A 21,052-nucleotide genomic window follows, 5' to 3' on the forward strand; every position below is an offset into this window, starting at 1 on the left:
TCGTCCGTATGTACGGAAGGCGGGCCCCGCGCCTTTTCACGTCTGCGCCAGCAGCAGTGAGAGCGACAACATCAGCGGCAGTTCACCTTCAAGTTCACCTTCACTCGGTGGCGGCGGTGGCGGTGCCACCCGGGGTCGCTTCCGGTTTGGTGTGGAGGATCTCGCGGGCCTGCTCCGCGGCGCGGGCGGTGCTCTCGGAGACGAAGTCGAGGAAGCGGGCGATGTTCTCCAGGCGGGTGGCGGCCGGGGTGCCGGGGATGAGGACACCGACGCCCTGGCGTGCGGTCTCGACGATCTGGGCGGTGGAGCGGGCGCTGGCCATCATCGCCTGGTACCAGATGTCGTCGTCGACGACGTAGCGCTCGCGGCGGCGTTCGTCCCGCTCTCGGCGCACGAGGCCCTGACCGTCGAGGAACGCGACCGCCTTGGAGACGGACGCCGGACTGACCTGGAGGCGCTGGACGAGTTCGGCGGCGGTGAGGCTGCCCGAGTCGGTGAGGGTGATGCAGGCCATCACCCGGGCCATCATCTTGGGCATGCCCGAGGCCATTTGGACGGTGGTGAACACCTCCTCGTACTCGCGCACGGCCTCGGCGTCGCGCCCGTGGGGCTGCGGCGACGCCTCCGACTGCCGGGGCGCGGTCGGCCTGCGCCGGTGGGCGCGGTGTTCGGTGGCGCGGTGGGCGAGGTCGGCGCGGTAGGCCGCGGGGCCGCCGTTGCGCATCACTTCGCGCGTGACCGTCGAGGTGGGGCGGTCGAGGCCTCTGGCGATCTCCGCGTAGGCGAGGCCGTCTGCCAGTCCCAGCGCGATCTTCTGACGTTCCTGCTGGGTGAGTCTGCCGCCCGGCATCGCGGTCTCCTTTGTGTGTCCGTGGAGCCACCACCCTAGCGTTCACTTCCATTCGTTGCAACGAATCCCAGGTGTGTTGTTGCATTAAATCGGACATCATTGCAACAACTTCTCCCATCTGACCTGCATTAATGTCGTCAATGCGCAACGAATGCGTTGCCACAACTACAAAGGCAACGTAGCGTTTCACTCATCGGAAACAGTGGGGTACGGAAGCCCGCACCGCATGCCAAGGAGCGCATCATGCAGAAGTTCGCCACCCCCGCCCCGGTCCTTGCCGTCGTGGACGTCCCGGCCGGGCGTATTCGTCTCATCGCCGCCGACCGCGCCGACACCACCGTCGAGGTCCTGCCCGAGGACGCCTCGAAGAGCCGTGACGTGAAGGCGGCCGGGCGGATCACGGTCGCCTTCGCCGACGGCGTCCTGAGCGTCAAGGCCCCGGCGGCGAAGAACCCGGCGCTGGGCAGCCCGGGGTCCGTCGAGGTGACCGTTCAGCTGCCCGCCGGCTCCCGCGTCGAGGCGAAGACGGCCACCGCCGAGTTCCGTGGTGTCGGACGCCTCGGCACCGTCACCTACGAGAGCGCGCACGGCTCCGTCAAGCTCGACGAGACCGCCGGCGCCCGCCTCGCCCTCCAGGCCGGTGACATCACCGTCGGCCGCCTGGGCGGCGCCGCCGAGATCAGCACGGTGAAGGGTGACCTGCGCATCACCGAGGCCGTCCGCGGCGAAGTCGTACTGCGCACCGAAGCGGGCGAGATCACCATCGGCGCAGCCCGCGGGGTCTCCGCCACCCTCGACGCCGGCACCGCCTACGGCCGCATCCACAACACCCTCAACAACACCGACGGCGCCGCCGCAGCCCTCACCCTCCGCGCGACCACCTCCTACGGCAACATCACCGCCCGCAGCCTCTGACCCGCAGCCTCAATTCCACAGCCTCAGTTCCACAGCCCCCGCACACCTCCCACCCGCTACGTCCGAGGAGCAGCATCATGACGATCGAGACCAGCAACATCACCGAAGCCGACGCAGCCGCCGGACAGGGCCGCCCGGAGTTGCAGAAGATCATCGACGAAATGGCCGAATCCGGTTTCGTCGGGGTGCAGTTGCACGTGCACGACGAGCGGGGCGAGTGGGCCGGCACCGCAGGGGTGGCCGAGCTGGGCGGGACCGCCCGGCCCCCTGTCAACGGACACGTCCGGATCGGCAGCAACACCAAGACCTTCACCGCGACCGTGGTCCTGCAACTGGTGGCGGAGGGCAGGATCGGTCTCGACACCCCGGTGGACGACCACCTGCCCGAGTTCGGCCTCGACCGGCGGATCACCGTACGCATGCTGCTCCAGCACACCAGCGGGCTGTTCAACCACACCGGCGAGTACTACGAGGACGGCACTTTCGCGCCGGGCATCCCCTGGGGTGGCCAGGAGTGGGTGGACACCCGCTTCAAGGCCCACCCGCCGGAAGAACTGGTACGGCTGGCCCTCTCCAAGCCGGTCCGCTTCGAGCCGGGTGCGGACTGGAGCTACGCGAACACCAACTACGTCCTGGCCAGGCTGCTGGTCGAGAAGGTCACCGGCCACTCGCTCGCCGAGGAGACGCAGCGGCTGATCCTGGGGCCGCTCGGCCTGTCGGGCACCGCGGTGCCCGACGCACAGCACCCCCTGCTGGAGGTCTCCGAGCCGCACGCCCACGCCCACTACCGGTACGAGGACGCCGACGGCCAGGAGAAGACGGTCGACGTCACCCGCCAGAACCCCTCCTGGATCTCCAGCGGCGGCGACATGATCTCGACCCCCAAGGACCTGCACACCTTCATCTCCGCGCTGGTGGGCGGCAGGCTCCTGCCGCCCGAGCTGCTGGCCGAGATGTACAGGACGCACCCCAAGGCCGGATACGGACTGGGCCTGTTCGTGCAGGACCCGGAGGACGGCCCCACCCTCATCAGCCACAACGGAGGCCACGGCGGCCACGCGGCGCTGATGTACAGCACCGCCGACGGCAGCAGGACCCTGACCGCCGCTCTGAACTACGTGGACGACGCGGACCTGTCCATGGGGGCGGCGTTCCAGAAGGCGACGCAGACTCTCGTCAAGGCAGTCTTCTAGCCTGCCGGGAAGGGGTGTTGGGGCGGCAGGCACGCGACGGTGGGCGGGATGCGACGCGGACGTGGTGGAGCGACAGCGCTGCGGTTCTGTGTACGGGGCTGCTGGTGACGGGGTCCGGGAAGGATCACGAAGGACGGCGCGTACGCAGTTTTCGACCGCTCACGGCCCCGCAGAAGGACCGCATGACCCCGGACGAGCCCGCCAGGCTCCGCGACGCCCTCAAGGACTCCGCCTTCGCGAACCTCCGCCGGAAGCCGAAGGACGACAAGCTCAGTGGCAGTTCACGTTCTCGGCCTTGGTGCGCTGGCCCTTGCCCTTCCAGGTGCAGGAGTCGACGCTCTTGCCCTTGGTGTTGAGCAGGGCGGCGGTCTCCTTGCCGCTGTTGTTCCAGACGTACGCGGCGCGGCCCCGGTACCGGTGGTCCCAGTACACGTTCGCGGCGGTGTTGCGACCGCTGCCCGTCCGCAGGGTCACCGTCTTGCCCGCGCCGAGCTTCAGCGCGCGGAAGGTGTACGTCCAGCCGTTCTTGTCCCGCACCTTGTAGCCCTTGAGCTGTACGGCGGACCGGCCGGCGTTGTGGATCTGGACGTACTCGGAGTTCCGGCTGGCGTTCGAGCCGTTGTCCGCGCCCGGTCCGTTGTACTGGATCCAGCCGAAGTGGACACCCCCCTGGTGCTTCGGCGCGGCCTGCGCCGGAGCCACCGCGCACGCGAGCAGCCCGACCACTCCGGCCGCGACCGGCACGGCCATCCGAATGCCGTTCTCACGAAGCATGCAATCCCCCATTCACAGAATCCACACGGATGTGGACCTCAGGAGCACATGTCACCACAACTCGGCCTCACAGGCGGCCTGTTCACCGAAAGTCGATTTCGGCCCGCACCGTCTTCCCGCCCGACCCCCGGTCCCGTACGGACCACCGGTCGGCCAGCGCTTCGACCAGGAGCAGCCCGCGCCCGGAATCCGCCCCGGTGCCGGGCTCGCGCAGGGTCCCCGGCCCCGGAGGCCGACGCTCGCCGCGCGCGTCGGACACGTCGATGCGCAGGAGGCCGTCCGCCTCGTGATCGAGGTGTACGAGGCGGAGCTCGAAGCACCGTCCTCCGACCCGGCCGTGGGTCACTGCGTTCGCGGCCAGCTCGGCGACGATCTGCGCGACGGCGTCGGAAGCGTCACTGCCGTACGGAATGCCCCACTCGTGGCACTGGTGGAGCGCGAGCTGCCTGGCGAGGCGGGCGCCGCGCTCGGTCGGGCTGAGCAGTTGCGCGAACGTACGTACGGTAACTGCGCTTTGCTGGGGCGGGGGTGGCGTCATGTGCCCAATGTGGCGACGATCAGGGGAGGTTCACCAGGTCAGCGACCCGTACGCTGCGGCAGCGTACGGGTGCGCACCGTAGACACGACTGGTAACAGGCCGTAACGATGGCCGTGTTGGTGGTACGCGGGGTGTGGATCGGTGCGAGAGGTGACCGGGATGACGTACGACACGGATGATGCGGCGGGCAACGGAACCGAACCGGAGACCACGGACAGCCTCAAGGCGTTCGGCGAGGTCGTCAAGGCCTTCCGGAAACGGGCGAACCTGACGCAGGAGGAGTTCGCCCACCGGGTCGGGTACTCGCTGCCGACGATCGCTTCGATCGAGCAGGGACGGCGGTTTCCGTCGGTGTCGTTCGTGGACCGTGCGGAGGAGGTGCTGGACGCGTTCGGGGTGATCAGGGGAGCGGCCAAGCACCTTTCCCGGAAACCGGGGTTGGCGAAGTGGTTCCGGCAGTGGGCCGAGTTGGAGAAGAGGGCACTCACGCTCTACACGTACGAATGCCGTTTGATCCCGGGGCTATTGCAGACGGAGAAGTACAGCAAGGCACTGCACTCGGAGCACCTTCCGCCACTGAGCGACGAGCAGATTGAAGCCCAGCAAGCAGCTCGCACTGAACGGCAGCAGCTCCTCCAGCAGCGGCCGAACACGACCTTCGGCTTCATCCTGGAGGAGCACCTGTTCCGGCGGAACCTGGGCGGAGGGGAAGCGAGGGAAGAGCTTCTCGCCCATCTCATTGAGCTGGTCCAGCAACGCAACATCACAATCCAGATCATGCCGCTGGCCCAGGGCGAACATGCTGGCCTTCATGGATCGCTCCACCTGCTGGAGACACCCGACAACAAGTGGCTCGGCTACATCGAAGGTCAGGAAAGTGGCCTCATGATCACCGACCCGAAAGTGGTCAGCACCCTCAACTTGCGGTATGCCAGGATGGCATCACAGGCTCTGACGGCCAAAGACTCTCTGGGCTTGATGCAGCGGATGAGGCGAGGAGAAGCATGAGCACGACGGAACTGGCATGGTTCAAGAGCAGCTACAGCAGCAGCTCCGGCGACAGCTGCGTCGAAGTTGCCCTCTCCTGGCACAAGTCCAGCTACAGCAGCAGCGGCGATGGCGACTGCGTCGAAGTAGCCACCTGCCCCACCACCGTCCACGTCCGCGACTCCAAACTCGCCGACAGCCCCGAGCTCGCCCTCTCCCCCACCGCCTGGACCGACTTCCTCGCGCACGCGACGCACGCCTGAGTCCGCGCCGAAGGCCCCCGCACTCCGACTTCCGGAGCGCGGGGGCCTTTCGACTGCCTTGATGCACAAGGGAGTTGTTACCAGGAGCGGTTGAACTTCACGTGGCCACCGTTGCGTTCGAACCACCCGTACATGCCCCAGTTGATCCAACCGCCGTCACCGGTGTTGGTGAACTCGCCGTTCTCGAAGATCCACAGGCCGTAGTAGACGTTGCCCCACTTGACGTTGGCGTAGATCTTGATGTTCTGGAACCGGTCGTCGTAGCCCTGACTCAGGTTGAACAGCATGACGTTGTGCCGGCCGCCCGAGGCGTTGAACGCCTTCTCGGAGGCCTGCTTGACGAAGCTGCCCCGGTCGTCGGTCTTGATGCTTCTCAGGGCGTCGGCGACGGCGTTGCCCGCACCGATCTTGTCCATGGAGACGGTGACCGTGACGTTCTTGTCCGCCTTGATCGTGACCGGTGCGGAGGAGTCCGCGGCCGGGGCAACACTGCTGGCGGCGGCAGCGGGGCGTTCGGATGCGTGGGCGGGGAGTGCGGCGGTTCCGGCGAAGGCCAGAGCGGTCAGGGCGATGGTGGCGAGAGCGGTGGGACGGCGCATAGCTGAACTCCTTGTGGGTGCGGTGGAATTGGGGAGGAAGGGCGGGTACTACCAGGACCGGCGGAACGTCACGTTGCCGCCGTCGCGGTCGAACCAGCCGCGGAAGGCCCAGTTGATCCAGCCGCCGTCGCCGTGGTTGGCGAAGTCGCCGGACTCGAAGACCAGCACGCGGTAGGTGCCGTGGATGCCGCTGACCTTGGCGTCGTACACCACGCCCCGGAGGTTGGTGGAGTGCCGGTTGCTGTTGTTGATGACCATCACGTTGTAGCGCTCGCCGGACTCGTAGAAGGAGCCCTCCATGAGGCTCTTCACGTAGCCCCCGCGGTTCTGCTTGCGCTCGATGGCCTCCGTGACGATGTTGATGATCTTCTGGGTGATGTCGAGGGCCGCGGAGGCCACGTCGACCTTGGCGCCCTGGATGGTCGGGCCGCCGGGGGCCGAGTGCGGGGCGACGGCGGGGCGGGGTGCGGGCGCCACGGCGGCGTGGGCGGCGGCGGACGGCAGCAGGATGCCCGCGGCCACGGCTGAGCTGACGACCAGGGTGGCGATGCGCTTGCTCTTCATGCTCATGACATATCTCCTTCGTTGATTCTTCGACGGTTCTTCGACGGGCTTCGATGGGCCGACACGACGGGGTGGCAGAGCCGGCAGGGTGGCCACTGCGACCGGCTGCGGGAATTCGACGGGGAAGGACCGGAAAGGAGGAGCGGGACGAATTCAGGACCGGACAGACCGAATTCAGGCAGTATCCCGCCCGCTTCTCCCCTTACCCGGAGTAATCCTGCTTTACTGGCACCGCTCTTGGAGGGCGGAGGGCCGGCGCACTGCCGTCACCACGAGGTACGGAAGTGGTCGGCCGCGTCCGTCCGCAGGCCGGGCGTGCTGTGCACGGGCCCGTGCGGGTCGGCGGCGAGCCGCCGGGCCAGCAGGACCGCACCGCATCCGGCGCACAGCAGGAACAGCAGTACCGGCCGCCGGACCGGGCGGGTTTCTCTCCGACCGGGAGGGATTCGGAACATCGGGGTTTCCAGGGGGTCGTACGGTGAACGGATCCGACCGGTGCCGGGCGGGGGGCCTCGGCGCCCTGCGGAGTTCGCCGCCGACGCCCGTGCGGTTCGCCGCACCGGACAGGCCCTAGATCGGCTGCGGGCAGTGCGTCGACGGGGAGGTGCCCCACTCGGTGTCCCCCGGCTTGGCCGGCTTGCAGGGGGAGTCCGCCACGGAGGTGGCTCTTTCCACCTGGGCCGAAGCCGTCGCGGTCGCGCCACCGGCAATGCCGACGGCCAGTGCGGCGGCGCAGAGGAATCGAGTGAGGTTCTTCATGGTGCCCTCCAAATGGGGAATCGAATTCTTCGGGAAGAATCCGGCGGGTTTTCCTTTCCGGTGACCCAAGAATCCCCCGCACGGAACTCGCGGTCCAGGAGCCCCGACCATCAACAAGGTGCGTGGCAGGAAATGGAGGGGGAAGTTTTGGACATAACCACGGAAACCATCCCGGCGGACGGTGCGATCCGGAGCCCCGACAAGGCGGACGGTGCGATCCGGGACCCCGACAAGGCGGACAGCACGACGCGGGACCTCGACCAGGCGGAACTGCGGGCGTACCAGCACCTGTTGGAGCAGGGCCCGCAGTCGTCACAGGACCTGGCCCTGGCGCTCGGGGTGACCGCGGCCCGCGCGGAGGAACTGGCGGCCGGGCTGCTGAGCCGGTGTCTGGCGGCGAGCGATCCGGACGGCGCGGGGCCACGCTGGCGGGCCGTCAGCCCGTACACGGCCGCGGCCGAACTCCTCGGTCCGGAGGAGCAGATCCTGCACCGCCGCCTGGAGGACCTCGCCCGTACCCGCGAACGGCTGAGCGCGCTGATCCCGATGTACGAGGAGAGCTGCCGCCGCAGCGAGGACTCCGGCGCGATCGAGGTCGTCACGTCGCGCGACCGGGTCATGCTGCTGATCGGGGACGCGGCGGCCCGCTGCACCGAGGAGGTCCTCACCGTCCAGCCGGGCGGCGGACGTCCGGCCGGACACCTGGAACGGGCCCTGCCGCGCGACTTGGAACTGCTGGGCCGGGGCGTGCGGCTGCACACGCTGTACCAGCACACCGCCCGCTACAGCCCCAGCACCCAGGAGTACGTGCAGGCGGTGGTCGCGGCCGGGGGCGAGGTGCGCACGCTCGGCGAGCTCTTCCACAAGATGCTGGTCTTCGACCGTACGACGGCGTTCCTGCCGGTGTGGGACAACCCCGACGCGGCCGTGGTGCTGCGCGAGCCGTCGGCGGTCGCGTACCTGCGGTCCGTGTTCGCCCACGCCTGGGCCCTCGCGGAGCCCTTCGCCGCTTCGTACTCGGCGGCGACCGCGCTCCAACTCCAGAACTCCCTCGCGGGAAGCCTGGCCGGCGGCACCAAGGACGAGGTCATCGCCCGCCGGCTGGGGATGTCGCTGCGCACCTGCCGACGGCACATCGCGGAACTCATGACCGAACTCGGCGCCGACAGCCGCTTCCAGGCGGGCTACCTGCTCGCGCTGCGCTCCCACGCCCCTCAGCCCCCGGCCCCGCACGACGGTCCGCCGGCGCGCTCCGGGCCCGGCGACTAGATCTGGGGCGCGCCCAGGACCACGAACCGGATCGGCGTGCCCGGTACCGCCTGGGCCGCCGCCGGGAGGTATTCCTCGGCAACCACGCCGATCACCGGATAGCCGCCGGTCACGGGGTGGTCGGCGAGGAAGACGACCGGGAGGCCGTCGGGGGGCACCTGGACTGCGCCCCACACCATTCCCTCGCTGGGGAGTTCGTCGTTGCGGGCGCGGGTGAGGACGGGTCCCTCGGTGCGCAGGCCGATGCGGTTGGCGGCCGGGGAGACGCGGTAGCCGGGGGCTGCGAGCGTACGGATCGCTTCGGCGGTGAACCAGTCGTGGCGGGGGCCGAGAAGCAGGGGCAGGACCAGCTCGGAGGGCGGGGCCTGCCAGGGCGCCGTGTCCACGGTGGGCGGAGCCGGAAACGGGGTGCCCACGGGCAGCAGGACGCCGGGAGCGAGCGGATCGGGGCCGAGGCCGGAGAGGAGGTCGGCGGAGCGACTGCCGAGGACGGGCTCGACCTCGATGCCACCGGCGAAGGCAACGTACGTACGCAGCCCGGCAGTTGGACGCCCGATGTCGAGGAGCGCTCCGGCCGGGACCCGTACCCGGACACCCCAGGGGGCAGGACGGCCGTCGATGCGGACCGGGCAGGGGGCACCGGTGACGGCGACCGTCACCGGGACGCGGGTACGGAGCGCGACACCGTCGAGGGTGGTCTCCAGGGTGGCCGCGCCCACGGGGTTCCCCACGAGGCGGTTGGCCAGCCGGTGGGCGTGCACGTCGAGGGCGCCTGAGCGGGGAACGCCCAGGTGGGCGTGGCCGGGGCGGCCCTCGTCCTGGACGGTGGTGAGGGCTCCGGGGCGTACGACTTCGAGGGCGGGTCCGGCGGCGGCCGGAGCTTCGGCGGTCACGTACGGGACTCCTCGGTGAAGTCGGTGAAGTCGGTGAATTCGGTGCAGTCGGTGAAGCGCACTCTGGTGCCGGGGGCGAGCAGCGCGGCGGGTTCGCGGCGGGGGTCCCACAGGGTGACGTCGGTGGAGCCGATGAGCTGCCAGCCGCCGGGGGACGAGCGGGGGTAGATGCCCGCGTACTCGCCCGCGAGGGCGACCGACCCGGCGGGCACGGCGGTGCGCGGGGTGGCGCGGCGGGGCAGGTGGAGGGCTTCGGGCAGCCCGGTGAGGTAGCCGAAGCCGGGGGCGAACCCGCAGAAGGCGACGCGGAGTTCGAGCTCGCCGAGGGCCGCGGGGACGCGGTCGGCGGACATGCCCCAGAGCTCGGCCACATCAGCGAGGTCAGGGCCGTCGTAACGGACCGGGATCTCGATCAGCGGGCCCTCGTCGGCGGTGAGCGGCGGAATGCACCAGGTACGGAGATCGGCGGCGAGGGCCTGCGGGTCGGCGAGTCCGTCGAGGAGAACGGTCCTGGCGGCCGGGACGATGTCCCGGACGCCGGGCAGTCCGCCGACGGCACGGCGCCGGAGGAGCTCGGCATGGAGGGCTTGGGCGTGCGAGAGGTCGGGCAACTCGACGAGGAGCGCACGGGGGCCCATGGGAAGGACGCGGAGGGGGGCGTCCGGGGCGGTCGGGGGGTGGGTTGCGCGCGCCGGGTGGCCCGCATGCCCCACGTCGCCCCCACGGCCCGCCTGCCCCCCACCGCCCCCACGCCCCGCACCCGTCCCGCTCATGCGAACGGCCCCAACTCGACCCCTGCGTGCAGCAGTTCAGCGCGCACCCGGCCCGCAAGATCCGCCGCTCCCGGCGTGTCGCCGTGCAGGCACAGGGAGCGGGCGCGCACCGGGACCCGTTCGCCGGTCAGTGCGGTGACCTGGCCCTCGGTGGCCATCGCGACGGCCCGCGCGACCACCGCGTCCGGGTCGTGGATCACCGCGCCCGGTTCGCGGCGGGACACGAGGGTGCCTTGTGCGGTGTAGGCGCGGTCGGCGAACGCCTCGGGTACGGAGGTGAGTTGGGCCTGTTCGGCCGCCGCGAGGAGTTGCGAGCCCGGGAGGCCGAGGACGGGGAGGTCGCCGCCTGCCGTCCGTACCCCCTCGACGACCGCCGCGGCCTGCTCCGCGTCGTGGACGGTGCGGTTGTAGAGCGCGCCGTGGGGTTTCACGTACGCGACACGGGAACCCGCCGCGCGGGCGAAGACCTCCAACGCGCCGATCTGGTAGGCGACTTCGGCGGCCAGCTCGTCCGGCGGCACGTCCATCGCGCGCCGCCCGAAGCCCGCCAGGTCGCGGTAGGAGACCTGGGCGCCGATCCGCACCCCGCGCTCGGCGGCCAGTTCACAGACCCGGCGCATGGTCACGGGGTCGCCGGCGTGGAATCCGCAAGCGACGTTGGCGCTGGTGACGACGGACAGCAGCGCCTCGTCGTCGGTGAGGGTCCAGCGGCCGAAACCTTCGCCGAGATCGGCGTTCAGGTCGATCGCCCCGGCCGTCTCGGGCGTGCGGGCTGCTGCGGTCATGCTCGTACCTCCGCTTGGGCGTTGAGTGTCGTGAGTGTGTCGAGGATCAGTTGCAGCGAATCGGCGAGGTAGCTCCTCAACTCGGCTTCCGCCGCTACGAGTTCCCCGTCCCGGATCTGCTCGGCGATGACCCTGTTGCGCCCCACGAAGGGTTCGTGGAGGTGGGCCGGGGAGGGCATCGCCTGGAAGACCAGGCGGAGTTCGGCGAGGATCGCGCTCATGTAGGAGTCCGTTCGCGGGCTGCCCGCGAGGGCGGCGAGCGCGCGGTGGAAGTGGATGCCCGCATCGGCGACGTACTGCCAGTCGTCGGCCGCCGCCGCGTTCTCGCCGTCCTCGACGGCCCGGAGCAGGTCGGCGATCAGCCGGGGCGGTGCGGTGCCGGCCGCCCGTACCCCCGCGGTCTCCAGCGCGAACCGCACCGCGTAGATGTCGGTGATGTCGGCCGGGCCCGGGACCCGTACGAAGACGCCCCGGTGAAACTCGTGCACCACCAACCGCTCGTGCACCAGCAGCCGGAACGCCTCGCGCACCGTGTTGCGCGAGACGCCGTACGCCTGGGCGAGCGCCGCCTCGGGCAACTGCTCGCCGGGCTTCAGGCCGCCGTCGGCGATGCGGTCACGCAGGGACGAGGCCACGCGCTGAGCAGTGCCCGTACCAGTACCGACACCGGCGCCGGTATCGCTGTCGGCGCCGGAATCCGCGCCCTCACCCACCCTCAAGACTCCTCCTTGATCGCTCGTCGCTCCCCGGCCATCTGAAGTCCGTATGACGGAAACCATTGTGGGATTGTTGAGCAATACCTTACTGTCACCGGAATCCGCTAGTCCGCCACGCCACCACTCAGCTGGTCCGGTGCGGACCGAGACCGACCGACTGGAAGGCGGGCGCCGCATGATCGTCCTTCTCGGCGTCGTCGTGGTGATCGCAGGCTTCGCCACCCGACGCAATCCCCTGCTGGTGGTCGGCGTCGCCGGCATAGCCACCGGCCTGCTCGGCGGCCTGTCGCCGCGCGAGGTGCTCGCCTCGTTCGGCGAGGGCTTCGCCTCCAGCCGGTCCGTGACGATCTTCGTCATCACGCTGCCGGTGATCGGACTCCTGGAGCGCTACGGCCTCCAGGAGCAGGCCCGCCGCCTCATCTCCCGCTTCACCAAGCTCACCACGGGCCGCTTCCTCACCCTCTATCTCGGCCTGCGCCAGCTCACCTCCGCGCTCGGCCTCACCAGCCTCGGCGGCCCGGCGCAGACCGTACGCCCGCTGGTCGCGCCGATGGCGGAGGCCGCGGCCGAGAAGAAGTACGGACCGCTGCCCGAGAAGTGGCGCGAGAAGGTCCGCTCGCACTCGTCGGGCGCCGACACCGTCGGACTCTTCTTCGGCGAGGACTGCTTCCTCGCCATCGGTTCGATCCTGCTGATCACCGGCTTCGTCAACACCACGTACAACCAGCACCTCGAACCCCTGCACCTGGCCCTGTGGGCGATCCCGACCGCCGTCTGCGCCTTCCTCATCCACGGCGCACGCCTGCTGCGCCTCGACCGCCAGATGGCCCGCGAGCTCAAGGCCGTGGGCGCGGCCGGCACGGCCGACAGCAAGGAGACGGCCAAGTGATCAAGGCAGAGTGGTTCTACTGGCTCATCGGCGCGATCTTCCTGATCATGGCCGCGCAGATGTTCCTCGACCGTACGAATCCCAAGCGTTTCGGCACGGCCGCCTTCTGGGGCCTGCTCGGTGTCGGCTTCGTCTACAGCACGTGGGTGGTCGACAAGTCGGCTCCCGCCGAGCCCCTCGGGGTGCTCGTGCTGATCATGATCGTCCTGGCGGGCTGCGGCTTCACCGGACGCGGCAAGGTCAGCACCACCACGCCCGAGCAGCGCGTGGCGTCCGCCGTGCGCTTCGGCAGCAGGCTCTTCATCCCGGCACTGACGATTCCGGTCGTGGCGATGCTCTGCGCCACGCTGCTGAAGAAGATCCGCATCGGCGGGCAGCCGATCTTCCAGGACGGCAGCGAGACCATCCTGGGGCTCGGCATCGGCGCCCTGGTGGCACTCGCCGTCGGGATGTTCCTGCTCCGCGAGAAGAAGATCACCGTCCCGATCCACGCGGGCCGCAACATGGTCGAGGCCATGGGCTGGGCCATGCTGCTGCCCCAGCTCCTCGCCGTACTCGGCTCGATCTTCCAGAAGACGGGCGTCGGCGAGCAGGTCGGAAAGATCACCGAGGCGGTGCTGCCGAGCGGCATGATCTACGTCTCGGTCCTCGTCTACTGCCTGGGCATGGCGCTCTTCACGATCATCATGGGCAACGCCTTCGCCGCGTTCCCCGTGATGACGGCGGCCATCGGCTGGCCGGTGCTGATCCAGTCGGGCGGCGGCGACCCCGCGGTCGTGCTCGCGGTCGGCATGCTGTCGGGCTTCTGCGGCACGCTGTGCACGCCGATGGCGGCCAACTTCAACCTGGTGCCCGCGGCTCTCCTCGAACTGAAGGACCAGTACGGGCCGATCAAGGCGCAGATCCCGACGGCGGGTGCACTGCTGGTCTGCAACATCGCGATCATCTCGCTGTTCGCCTTCTGAACCAGCCGCCACATTCGTCATGCCTGCCACACCCGTCCTACCTGTCGCGCCCGTCACAAAGGAACCGCATGCCTCCCCTCCCCCGCGTCCTGCTCACCGGCTTCGAGCCCTTCGGCGGCGAGGACGTCAACCCGTCCTGGCAGGCGGTCTCCCTGGTACGGGACGCACCGCCCGAGGGCGTCGCACTCCACGCCGTACAGCTCAGCTGCGTCTTCGGGCGCGCCAACGAAGAACTCCGCACCGCCGTCCGGGACTTCGCCCCCGACCTGGTCCTGTGCGTCGGCCAGGCGGGCGGGCGCCCCGACCTGACCGTGGAGCGCGTCGCCGTCAACGTCGACGACGCCCGCATCCCCGACAACGCGGGCAACCAGCCCGTCGACGAGCCGATCGCACCCGACGGCCCTGCCGCGTACTTCGCCCCGCTCCCGGTCAAGGCGTGCGTGGCCGCGGTACGCGAGGCAGGCCTGCCCGCCTCGGTCTCCCAGACCGCCGGGACCTTCGTCTGCAACCACGTCTTCTACGGCCTGGCCCACCTGGCCGCCACCGAACTCCCTTCCCTGCGCGGCGGTTTCGTCCACGTCCCGTACGCCCCGGAACAGGTCACGGCCCGCGCACTCCCCTCCCTCCCCGTCCCTTCGATGGCGGACGGCCTGCGCGCGATCATCACGGCCGCACTGACGACGGAGAAGGACCTGCGCGTGGCGGAAGGAGCAACGCATTGAGCACCCAGGACCCGCACCCCCTCACCGCCCTCGCCCGTGTCTTCGCCGAACTGGCAGCGGCCAACGTCACCCGCCCCTACCCCTACGCCCCGATGCACCTGATCGCGGGCCCGGACGACCTGCACGCCCCACGCGAACGGCACCCGGCGTTCTACGGGGCGTACGACTGGCACTCCTCGGTCCACATGCACTGGCTGCTCGTACGACTGCTGCGCCGGTACGCCGACCAGATCGACGCCACCACCGCCACGGCCGTACTGAATCGCCATCTGACGGTGCCTCATCTGGCCGCAGAATCCGCCTACTTGACCGCCCACCCCACCTTTGAGCGCCCCTACGGCTGGGCCTGGCTCCTGCTCCTCGAAGCGGAGTGCCGCGCGCTGGGCCCCTCGGGCGCCCACTGGGCCGCAGCCCTCGCCCCCGCCACGCAAGCCGTCACCGCTCTCGTACGCGACTGGCTCCCGAAGGCCACGTACCCGGTACGCCACGGAACGCACGCCAACAGCGCCTTCGCCCTCGGCCTGATCCTGGACAGCGCGACCCTGGGCGGTCCGACCGGTCCGACCGGTCCAACCGGTCCAACCGGTCCGACCGGTCCAACCCTCAACGGCCCGACCCCCGACAGCGCTCACCCCGACCTGGCCGGCCCGGTGCGCGACACGCTCACCCGCTGGTTCGCGGACGACCACGACGCCCCGGTCCACTGGGAGCCCTCGGGCCAGGACTTCCTCTCCCCCGCCCTCACCGAGGCCGACGCGGTACGGCGGATCATGCCCGGCGACGCCTTCGCCACCTGGCTCGACCGCTTCCTCCCCGCACTGGGAAGCGACTCCCCGCTCCTCACCCCACCCGTGGTCGCGGACCCGTCCGACCCTCAGATCGGCCACCTCATCGGCCTCTCCCTGAGTCGCGCGTACGCCCTGCGCAACATCGCCGCCGCACTGCCCGCGACCGACCCCCGCGTGCCCCTCCTCCGTACGGCCGCGGAAGCCCACTTGACGGCGGCGCTCCCGCACGCGGACTCGGGCAACTTCACCACGGACCACTGGCTGGCGACCTTCGCGGCGCTGGCGCTGGAGGCGCCGACGCGTCCGTGAGGTGGTCGAGCCGCGCGAGGCGCAGCTCGACGGCCTCACCTCACTCGCCTCATCCTCCCGCCAGCGCCACCAGCTTGATGAAGATCAGCTCCGTGGCTTCCTCCCCCAGTTCCACGACCTCGTCGAGCTCCTCGACCTGCCGGTCCCCTGCCAGCACGAAGAACCCGTTGGCCAGGAAGGCCCGTTCGGCGATGTCGGCCTGTCGTCGCCAGTCGATCCGGCGCGGCTCCGGCATCCGGTAGCCGTTGAGGTCCGCCTCCGCCGCCTCCGGGCGGACGAGGCCGTGGAAGCGGGCTCCCGGGTCGGCGTGGTAGCGCGCGACCTCTTCCCGCACCCGGAGCCTGATCAGCTCCCGTACGGTCATCCGGTCCGGCAGGCCGCCCGTCCCGAACGCGGCGACCTCCCGGCCGGTCGCCGTCTCGTCCCGGAACGTCACCGCTGCCATCAGGCGGCCCCCCTCTTGATCTGCGCGAGTATCGACTCGTCCGTGATCCGCTCGTCGTCGGCGAGCAGGAACGCCTTGCTGAGCACCAGCGACAGCCGTTCGTCCTCGAACGGCAGGAACACCTTCCCCGCGCCCCCCGCACCCCCCGCGCCCCCCGCGCCCTTCCCGCCGCCCTTCCCGGCCGGGACGATGCACACATAGGCGTCTGCCGGCGCCATCAGCACGTTCCCCGAGCCGAGGTGGATGCGGTACGTGCCCAACCCGCCCCGCACCACCAGGAACCGCCCGTCCAGCGCGCACCGGTCTGCGATCCTCAGCCGTGGCAGCAGCCGCTCCAGCACCTCCCGCCGCACCTCGGCGGTGGCCGTCAGCTCGCCGAACCCGGCCCGTTCCCAGTACGCGCGTCGCGGGCCGCCGTCGGTCCACTCCGGGTCTGCCGCGATCGACGTCACCCCGACGAAGAGGTCCACGTCCCGCATCGCCTCGCTGAACACCAGTGGCGGCACCTCGGTCAGCGGCTCGGTCGTCCAGCCGCCGTCCCGCCGCCGTTCGAACCGCACCCGGTCGGTGCCCGCCAGCAGGTGGTCGTCCGTCCAGTCGGCCAGGCTGTGGTCGAAGGAGACCTGCCACTGCCCGGCGGCCAGCGTGCGCACCGCCGTGTCCTCGCCTCCCATGTCCCACGGTCCGAGCCGGCCGCTGCGCCATCCCCTGGCCCGGAACAGGGCGGCCGTCCGCTGGTAGTGCACGAGGTGGGCGGCGAACCGGTTGGAGTAGTCGCCGGTCTCCCGCTCGGCGGGGGTCAGCAGGTAGATCTCCCGGTATGCCTGCTTGAACGGCTGCCGCAACTGCCGTTCGGCGAGCAGATCCCGCCAGGCCCGCACCTCGCCGGGTTCGGAGCGGATCGGGTGCCAGAGCCGTACCGCGATGTCGTCGGGAGCCTCGGGAAGGTCCCCTACCACGGGCAGCACGGCCTGCCAGACTCCGGGGGCCACCTCGAACTCCCAGATCAGCCGGCGCACCACGGTCCCGGCGAGCGGGTGCCCGGCGAGTGCGGCCCGCCACCATCCGTACGGATGGACGGCATCCGTCGTGAGACCGCCCTCCAGGGCTCGCACGAGGGTGCTGAGCTGGACGGTCGCCCGCTGCACCAGATCGCGCAACTCCTTGACCAGGGCCGCGTGTTCGCGGCGTACCGGCGCCGGAAGGGAGCGCAGCGCGCGGCCGTCCCGCTCCCAGCCCAGTACGACGCTGCCGCCCGCCGCCGTGACGACGGCCTCGTAATCGCCCGCACTCCGGCGCAGCGTGCCGTCCGCGCCGAAGCCGAGTTCCGGCATGCGCAGCGCCACCTCGGTCCGCTCGGCCAGCGCCGCTTCCGTCTTCTTCAGCATCCGGTCGAGCTGCTTGGGCACCCCCGCGTGCCGGACGTTCGCCCGGACCGTGCGCAGGGCCGTGACCAGTTCCGGTGTCGGGAAGTCCGTACCGGCCCGCACCAGTTCGAACAGCAGCGCCTGCGACGGCAGGGTCTTGGCCTTGTCACCCGGTGCGACCGTGATCGCGGGCAGCAGCCGGTCGAGCAGCTCGGGGAGCCAGGGTTCGTCCCGTACCAGAGCCACCCGGGCGGCCTTCCCGAGCACCACGACCTCCCGCGCGGTGAACGCCTTGTCCGCCCGGTACGGCACACTGCCCGCCCGTACGGCCTCCGCGTGTACGGCCGCCGCTTCCAGCATCCGCCGGGCGAACGCCACGTACTCGGGAATCGCGGCGAGCCGCTCCCAGAGGTCCTCGACGCTCGGCGGCGACGTGAACGAGCTGCCGGTGTCGGTCTCCGCCACCAGGGCCCGCTCGACCGGCTCCAGCGCGCCCAGCAGCTCGAACTCCGCCGCCGCGAGCGGCCCTTCGCCCCGGCGGAGCCGCTCTACGACCGCGTCCCACTCGGTCCTTCCCGCGAGCGCCGCGACCGTGAGCAGCGCGTACGGCTGGGTCAGGCGGTCGTGCTCCAGCAGGAACGCGACCAGCGCCCGGGCCGGTCCTGAGAGCTCGGGCCACGCCCCCGTACACCGCGCCAGCGCCCCCACGCCCAGGGTGAGGTCCGCCCAGTTCCGCGTCTCAAGGCCCGCGACCAGCCCCTCGAACAACCGCAGGCAGGCCTCGGGCGTACACCTCGGCTGCCGTGTCCTGCACGCTTCCTCGACCGCGAACCGGGCCGACATCCGCCGGTGCGAGGCCTCCCGCCCCAGCGTGTAGGCCGCGGGAAGCAGCTCCCCCAGCTCCTCGTCCGAGACGAACGGCAGGTCCGCGTACCCCGCCGTCCCCTCGAACTCCGGATCCGTCAGCACCCGCATCAGCCGGACAGCCGGTTCCGAGGACACCGCCGTCACCAAGTCGTTGTAGGACATGCCGGGATGATGACAGGCGCCACTGACAACGACGTCCGGAGCTGTGCTCTCCGTCCCTCACCCGTCCCTCCGGAAGCCGCACGGGGGACGTGCCAGGCCCGCTCGACGCGGAGCCTCACCCCCGGAGCCACGCCTCTCGGCGCCACCCCCGGAGCCACACCCCGCGGAGCCACCCCGCGGCGCCACCCCGCGGAGCCACTGACCGCATGCTCATGACGCTGTGCCAGGATCCTGGCCATGGAGACCACCACCCCCCGCGAGCGGGCCGACGCGGTACTCGCCGAGGCCGGCCTGGAGTACGCGGGCGGCTGGGGCGCCGCCGAGAACGCCCTCCCCACCCGTGCGGCGATGCGGCCGATCGCGGCAGGCGACGCCGTGCCGACCTCGGCCGTACGGCTGGACGCCGTCGATCCGTTCGCCGCCACCGACGCGGAATGGTTCCGGCTGGCCACCGCGCACGGGCTGTTCGGCGAGGACGGGGGCTTCCTGGTCACGCTGGGGGACGGCGGCTGGTTCCGGGTCCGGCTCGGGGAGGAGTGGCGGCTCGCGGAGGTGCTGCGCAGTCAGCCCCGCTGCCCGGAGTTCATGACGCTCTCGCCGGACGGGAGGACGCTGATCGGCGTCACCACCGAGGAGTACGAGATCTGGCTGATCGTGGTGGACGACGTCCCCGCGTACCAGGAAGAACGGGCCCTGCGACTGGCGCGGGAGGAGAGCGAGGAGGAGCGGGCAGCGGCCTGGGACGGGCTGTTCGGCAGGCTCCGGATTCTGCGCCGGACACGGGAGCAGTGGGCGGTCGGGCTCCTCTCCCACCCGTCGCTGCCCGACGACCTCCGGCTCGACCTCGCGGTGCGCACCCGGCGGTTCTACAGGTGCGCACTGCCCGCCGACCTGATCGACCAGCTGCTCGTCCACCCGGACTGGAAAGTGCGCAGCGCCCTGGTGGACACCGGCTCCGACCAGCTGACGCCCGACCGGTGGAGCCGCCTCGTCCTCGCCGAGGGGGACGATCACCATCGCTGGGCCCTGGTCAGCATCGCCGTCGACCACCGCGCGTCGTTCACCCCCGCCGCCTACGAGCGTCTCGCCGCCGATCCCGCCCCGCGCGTCCGTGCCGAGACCGCCTCACTGACCGGCCTGCCGGTCGCCGTGGCCCGTGCCCTCATCGCCGACCCCGAGCCCCGGGTCCGGCAGCGCGCCTGCGCCGCCGCCTGGCCGGACCTCGACGCCGACGGGCGCCGCGCGCTCCTCGACGACCCCGCCCCCGGCGTCCGCGCCGCCGCCCGTCGGCTGCACCACCGCACACACCCGGTCCCGCTCGACGTCTTCGAGAGCGGCGAACTCGGCGACGACATCCGCGCCGTCACCGACTGCGTACTGGAACCGGAACTGGCCCGGCACCTGTCCCGGCACCCGGATGCCGCGCTTCGCGGCGCCCTCGCCGACAACCCTCGCCTGCCGGCAGAGGTGGTCGCCGCCCTGGCCACGGACCCCGACCCTTCCGTCCGGAGCACCATCGCCCTCCGCCCTGACCTCACCAAGGCCCAACGGGCCACCATTTCCCACGACTTCGACCCGTCGATCCACCACCACTCCCTCCCCTGGGTCCGAGCCCTCCACCACGACCCCGAAGCCATGCGGCGTCTCTCCGCCTCCCCCCACCCCCTGATCCGCCGCTCCGTGGCACGCGCCCGCCACCTCCCGCCGGACGTCGTCGACCGGCTCGCCCACGACGAGGACCGCGTCGTCCACCTCTTCCTCGCGGAGTCCTGCGACGACGCCCCACCCTGGCTGCTGCTCCAGGTCTGGCACTGGTGGAACGGCAGCCTCTCCGCCCCCGGCCGCCCCCGCACCCACCCCCGCTTCCCCCGCACGGACCTCCTGAAATACGCCGACGACCCCAACCCCCGACTGCGCCAACTCGCCCTGGACGACCCGGACTCCACTCCGGAACTCGTCGAACGCTTCACCCTCGACCCGCACCACGAGGTCCGCTTCCGCGCCGCCGACGACCCCCGCCTGAGCCGCCTGGGCGCGGTGCGCCTCCTCGACGACCCGAACTCCTCCGTCCGCCGGGCCGCCGCCCGCTGCCCCCGCCTCCCCGCCCGCGTCCTGGTCACGCTGCTCCGGGAACGCCACACCGCCGAGGACGCCGCCCGGAACACGGCGATCCCGCCCGGCGTCATCCGGAGGATGGCCGAGCGGGATCAGGATCCGCCGGAGGGACGCCCGGGGTTCACTCCCCGTCCGGAGCCAGCCTGAGCGAGATCGAGTTGATGCAGTACCGCTGGTCCGTCGGCGTCGGGTAGCCCTCGCCCTCGAAGACGTGGCCCAGGTGGGAGCCGCAGCGGGCGCAGCGGACCTCGACGCGGCGCATGCCGTGAGAGGTGTCCTCGACGAGTTCGACGGCGTCGGTGTCCTTCGGGTCGTAGAAGGACGGCCAGCCGCAGTGGGACTCGAACTTGGTGGTGGAGGTGAAGAGTTCGGCGTTGCAGGCGCGGCAGGAGTAGACGCCGGCGGTCTTGGTGTCCGTGTACTCGCCGACGCCGGCGGGTTCCGTGCCGGCCTGGCGGAGGACGGCGTACTCGGCGGGGGTGAGTTCCTCGCGCCACTGCTCGTCGGGCTTCTCGATGTCGTACGGCATAACAGGTGTCCCCTTA

The 21,052-nt window shown here is 70.9% G+C and carries 24 protein-coding genes; 10 read left to right on the forward strand and 14 right to left on the reverse strand.

Translation table 11 applies throughout. The features are described 5' to 3' along the window. Positions 1–100 precede the first annotated feature (100 nt). Entirely contained in the window at positions 101–850 is a 750-nt protein-coding gene (locus ACWGIG_RS18210; protein ID WP_453322624.1) for a helix-turn-helix domain-containing protein, read from the reverse strand. Between the two features lie 243 nt (positions 851–1,093). On the opposite strand from ACWGIG_RS18210, the gene ACWGIG_RS18215 reads away from it, so the two are divergent. Both ACWGIG_RS18215 and ACWGIG_RS18220 read left to right on the forward strand, forming a co-directional pair. Beyond that, a complete protein-coding gene (locus ACWGIG_RS18215) occupies positions 1,094–1,765 on the forward strand; it encodes a DUF4097 family beta strand repeat-containing protein (RefSeq protein ID WP_453322625.1) in 672 nt (223 codons plus the stop codon). A gap of 77 nt (positions 1,766–1,842) precedes the next feature. Next, positions 1,843–2,958 (forward strand): serine hydrolase domain-containing protein, encoded by a 1,116-nt coding sequence (locus ACWGIG_RS18220; RefSeq protein ID WP_453322626.1) that lies wholly within the window; start codon positions 1,843–1,845, stop codon positions 2,956–2,958. Positions 2,959–3,228: 270 nt separating this feature from the next. Here ACWGIG_RS18220 and ACWGIG_RS18225 read toward each other — a convergent pair whose 3' ends face one another. Further along, entirely contained in the window at positions 3,229–3,732 is a 504-nt protein-coding gene (locus ACWGIG_RS18225; RefSeq protein WP_453322627.1) for a lamin tail domain-containing protein, read from the reverse strand. Between the two features lie 82 nt (positions 3,733–3,814). Beyond that, on the reverse strand, positions 3,815–4,270 hold the full coding sequence (locus ACWGIG_RS18230) for an ATP-binding protein (RefSeq protein WP_453322628.1): 456 nt from the start codon (positions 4,268–4,270) through the stop codon (positions 3,815–3,817). A 159-nt stretch (positions 4,271–4,429) separates the two neighbouring features. Between ACWGIG_RS18230 and ACWGIG_RS18235 the strand changes: the two genes are divergently transcribed. Then, positions 4,430–5,278 carry a helix-turn-helix domain-containing protein gene (locus ACWGIG_RS18235; protein WP_453322629.1) on the forward strand — a complete coding sequence of 283 codons (849 nt, stop codon included), beginning with the start codon at positions 4,430–4,432 and terminating at the stop codon, positions 5,276–5,278. Further along, a complete protein-coding gene (locus tag ACWGIG_RS18240) occupies positions 5,275–5,520 on the forward strand; it encodes a DUF397 domain-containing protein (RefSeq protein ID WP_453322630.1) in 246 nt (81 codons plus the stop codon). Before ACWGIG_RS18235 ends, ACWGIG_RS18240 begins: the two co-directional genes overlap by 4 nt. 77 nt (positions 5,521–5,597) lie before the next feature. On the opposite strand, the gene ACWGIG_RS18245 is transcribed toward ACWGIG_RS18240, so the two are convergent. The 4 genes from ACWGIG_RS18245 to ACWGIG_RS18260 form a co-directional block, all read right to left on the reverse strand. After that, a complete protein-coding gene (locus ACWGIG_RS18245) occupies positions 5,598–6,119 on the reverse strand; it encodes a stress protein (protein WP_453322631.1) in 522 nt (173 codons plus the stop codon). Between the two features lie 48 nt (positions 6,120–6,167). Further along, positions 6,168–6,689: a stress protein gene (locus tag ACWGIG_RS18250; protein ID WP_453322632.1), complete on the reverse strand. Its 522-nt coding sequence runs from the start codon at positions 6,687–6,689 to the stop codon at positions 6,168–6,170. A gap of 260 nt (positions 6,690–6,949) precedes the next feature. Next, the gene (locus ACWGIG_RS18255) at positions 6,950–7,138 is read right to left on the reverse strand and encodes a hypothetical protein (protein WP_453322633.1); all 189 of its coding nucleotides are present in this window, start codon (positions 7,136–7,138) and stop codon (positions 6,950–6,952) included. 115 nt (positions 7,139–7,253) lie between these two features. Further along, positions 7,254–7,442 (reverse strand): hypothetical protein, encoded by a 189-nt coding sequence (locus ACWGIG_RS18260; RefSeq protein WP_453322634.1) that lies wholly within the window; start codon positions 7,440–7,442, stop codon positions 7,254–7,256. 147 nt (positions 7,443–7,589) lie between these two features. Between ACWGIG_RS18260 and ACWGIG_RS18265 the strand changes: the two genes are divergently transcribed. Next, a complete protein-coding gene (locus ACWGIG_RS18265) occupies positions 7,590–8,711 on the forward strand; it encodes a LuxR family transcriptional regulator (RefSeq protein WP_453322635.1) in 1,122 nt (373 codons plus the stop codon). Here ACWGIG_RS18265 and ACWGIG_RS18270 read toward each other — a convergent pair. The 4 genes from ACWGIG_RS18270 to ACWGIG_RS18285 all read right to left on the reverse strand — a co-directional run bounded on the left by ACWGIG_RS18270 (position 8,708) and on the right by ACWGIG_RS18285 (position 11,875). Continuing rightward, a complete protein-coding gene (locus tag ACWGIG_RS18270) occupies positions 8,708–9,604 on the reverse strand; it encodes a 5-oxoprolinase subunit C family protein (RefSeq protein ID WP_453322636.1) in 897 nt (298 codons plus the stop codon). The two genes, ACWGIG_RS18265 and ACWGIG_RS18270, sit on opposite strands and share 4 nt — an antisense overlap. Next, on the reverse strand, positions 9,601–10,242 hold the full coding sequence (locus tag ACWGIG_RS18275; protein WP_453322637.1) for a 5-oxoprolinase subunit B family protein: 642 nt from the start codon (positions 10,240–10,242) through the stop codon (positions 9,601–9,603). Before ACWGIG_RS18275 ends, ACWGIG_RS18270 begins: the two co-directional genes overlap by 4 nt. Before the next feature lie 131 nt (positions 10,243–10,373). Further along, positions 10,374–11,162, reverse strand: coding sequence for a LamB/YcsF family protein (locus ACWGIG_RS18280; protein WP_453322638.1), 789 nt, complete (start codon positions 11,160–11,162; stop codon positions 10,374–10,376). Further along, on the reverse strand, positions 11,159–11,875 hold the full coding sequence (locus tag ACWGIG_RS18285) for a GntR family transcriptional regulator (protein WP_453322651.1): 717 nt from the start codon (positions 11,873–11,875) through the stop codon (positions 11,159–11,161). Before ACWGIG_RS18285 ends, ACWGIG_RS18280 begins: the two co-directional genes overlap by 4 nt. Positions 11,876–12,053: 178 nt before the next feature. On the opposite strand from ACWGIG_RS18285, the gene ACWGIG_RS18290 reads away from it, so the two are divergent. The 4 genes from ACWGIG_RS18290 (at position 12,054) to ACWGIG_RS18305 (ending at position 15,551) form a co-directional block, all read left to right on the forward strand. After that, entirely contained in the window at positions 12,054–12,767 is a 714-nt protein-coding gene (locus tag ACWGIG_RS18290; RefSeq protein WP_453322639.1) for a DUF969 domain-containing protein, read from the forward strand. Continuing rightward, positions 12,764–13,732 (forward strand): DUF979 domain-containing protein, encoded by a 969-nt coding sequence (locus ACWGIG_RS18295; protein WP_453322640.1) that lies wholly within the window; start codon positions 12,764–12,766, stop codon positions 13,730–13,732. Before ACWGIG_RS18290 ends, ACWGIG_RS18295 begins: the two co-directional genes overlap by 4 nt. 68 nt (positions 13,733–13,800) lie before the next feature. Continuing rightward, positions 13,801–14,454, forward strand: coding sequence for a pyroglutamyl-peptidase I (gene pcp / locus ACWGIG_RS18300; RefSeq protein ID WP_453322641.1), 654 nt, complete (start codon positions 13,801–13,803; stop codon positions 14,452–14,454). Further along, the gene (locus ACWGIG_RS18305; protein WP_453322642.1) at positions 14,451–15,551 is read left to right on the forward strand and encodes a DUF2891 domain-containing protein; all 1,101 of its coding nucleotides are present in this window, start codon (positions 14,451–14,453) and stop codon (positions 15,549–15,551) included. Before pcp ends, ACWGIG_RS18305 begins: the two co-directional genes overlap by 4 nt. Before the next feature lie 49 nt (positions 15,552–15,600). Here ACWGIG_RS18305 and ACWGIG_RS18310 read toward each other — a convergent pair whose 3' ends face one another. Beyond that, on the reverse strand, positions 15,601–15,996 hold the full coding sequence (locus ACWGIG_RS18310) for a hypothetical protein (protein WP_453322643.1): 396 nt from the start codon (positions 15,994–15,996) through the stop codon (positions 15,601–15,603). Beyond that, entirely contained in the window at positions 15,996–18,392 is a 2,397-nt protein-coding gene (locus tag ACWGIG_RS18315; RefSeq protein ID WP_453322644.1) for a DUF4132 domain-containing protein, read from the reverse strand. The genes ACWGIG_RS18310 and ACWGIG_RS18315 overlap by 1 nt, the downstream gene beginning before the upstream one ends. A gap of 237 nt (positions 18,393–18,629) precedes the next feature. Here ACWGIG_RS18315 and ACWGIG_RS18320 point away from each other — a divergent pair, with 237 nt between their 5' ends. Then, the gene (locus ACWGIG_RS18320; RefSeq protein ID WP_453322645.1) at positions 18,630–20,654 is read left to right on the forward strand and encodes a PE-PGRS family protein; all 2,025 of its coding nucleotides are present in this window, start codon (positions 18,630–18,632) and stop codon (positions 20,652–20,654) included. On the opposite strand, the gene msrB is transcribed toward ACWGIG_RS18320, so the two are convergent. Next, positions 20,629–21,036 (reverse strand): peptide-methionine (R)-S-oxide reductase MsrB, encoded by a 408-nt coding sequence (gene msrB / locus ACWGIG_RS18325; RefSeq protein WP_453322646.1) that lies wholly within the window; start codon positions 21,034–21,036, stop codon positions 20,629–20,631. The genes ACWGIG_RS18320 and msrB overlap by 26 nt on opposite strands. Positions 21,037–21,052: the final 16 nt, after the last annotated feature.

This window comes from Streptomyces sp. NPDC054863, from assembly GCF_053610825.1.

Coding starts and splice junctions, on each gene's coding strand:
- ACWGIG_RS18320 (WP_453322645.1), top strand. CDS start 18,630: ATGGAGACCACCACCCCCCGCGAGCGGGCCGACGCGGTACTCGCCGAG.
- pcp (WP_453322641.1), top strand. CDS start 13,801: ATGCCTCCCCTCCCCCGCGTCCTGCTCACCGGCTTCGAGCCCTTCGGC.
- ACWGIG_RS18230 (WP_453322628.1), bottom strand. CDS start 4,270: ATGACGCCACCCCCGCCCCAGCAAAGCGCAGTTACCGTACGTACGTTC.
- ACWGIG_RS18245 (WP_453322631.1), bottom strand. CDS start 6,119: ATGCGCCGTCCCACCGCTCTCGCCACCATCGCCCTGACCGCTCTGGCC.
- ACWGIG_RS18310 (WP_453322643.1), bottom strand. CDS start 15,996: ATGGCAGCGGTGACGTTCCGGGACGAGACGGCGACCGGCCGGGAGGTC.
- ACWGIG_RS18255 (WP_453322633.1), bottom strand. CDS start 7,138: ATGTTCCGAATCCCTCCCGGTCGGAGAGAAACCCGCCCGGTCCGGCGG.
- ACWGIG_RS18275 (WP_453322637.1), bottom strand. CDS start 10,242: ATGGGCCCCCGTGCGCTCCTCGTCGAGTTGCCCGACCTCTCGCACGCC.
- ACWGIG_RS18220 (WP_453322626.1), top strand. CDS start 1,843: ATGACGATCGAGACCAGCAACATCACCGAAGCCGACGCAGCCGCCGGA.
- ACWGIG_RS18240 (WP_453322630.1), top strand. CDS start 5,275: ATGAGCACGACGGAACTGGCATGGTTCAAGAGCAGCTACAGCAGCAGC.
- ACWGIG_RS18290 (WP_453322639.1), top strand. CDS start 12,054: ATGATCGTCCTTCTCGGCGTCGTCGTGGTGATCGCAGGCTTCGCCACC.
- ACWGIG_RS18215 (WP_453322625.1), top strand. CDS start 1,094: ATGCAGAAGTTCGCCACCCCCGCCCCGGTCCTTGCCGTCGTGGACGTC.
- ACWGIG_RS18250 (WP_453322632.1), bottom strand. CDS start 6,689: ATGAGCATGAAGAGCAAGCGCATCGCCACCCTGGTCGTCAGCTCAGCC.
- ACWGIG_RS18225 (WP_453322627.1), bottom strand. CDS start 3,732: ATGCTTCGTGAGAACGGCATTCGGATGGCCGTGCCGGTCGCGGCCGGA.
- msrB (WP_453322646.1), bottom strand. CDS start 21,036: ATGCCGTACGACATCGAGAAGCCCGACGAGCAGTGGCGCGAGGAACTC.
- ACWGIG_RS18315 (WP_453322644.1), bottom strand. CDS start 18,392: ATGTCCTACAACGACTTGGTGACGGCGGTGTCCTCGGAACCGGCTGTC.
- ACWGIG_RS18210 (WP_453322624.1), bottom strand. CDS start 850: ATGCCGGGCGGCAGACTCACCCAGCAGGAACGTCAGAAGATCGCGCTG.
- ACWGIG_RS18260 (WP_453322634.1), bottom strand. CDS start 7,442: ATGAAGAACCTCACTCGATTCCTCTGCGCCGCCGCACTGGCCGTCGGC.
- ACWGIG_RS18235 (WP_453322629.1), top strand. CDS start 4,430: ATGACGTACGACACGGATGATGCGGCGGGCAACGGAACCGAACCGGAG.
- ACWGIG_RS18280 (WP_453322638.1), bottom strand. CDS start 11,162: ATGACCGCAGCAGCCCGCACGCCCGAGACGGCCGGGGCGATCGACCTG.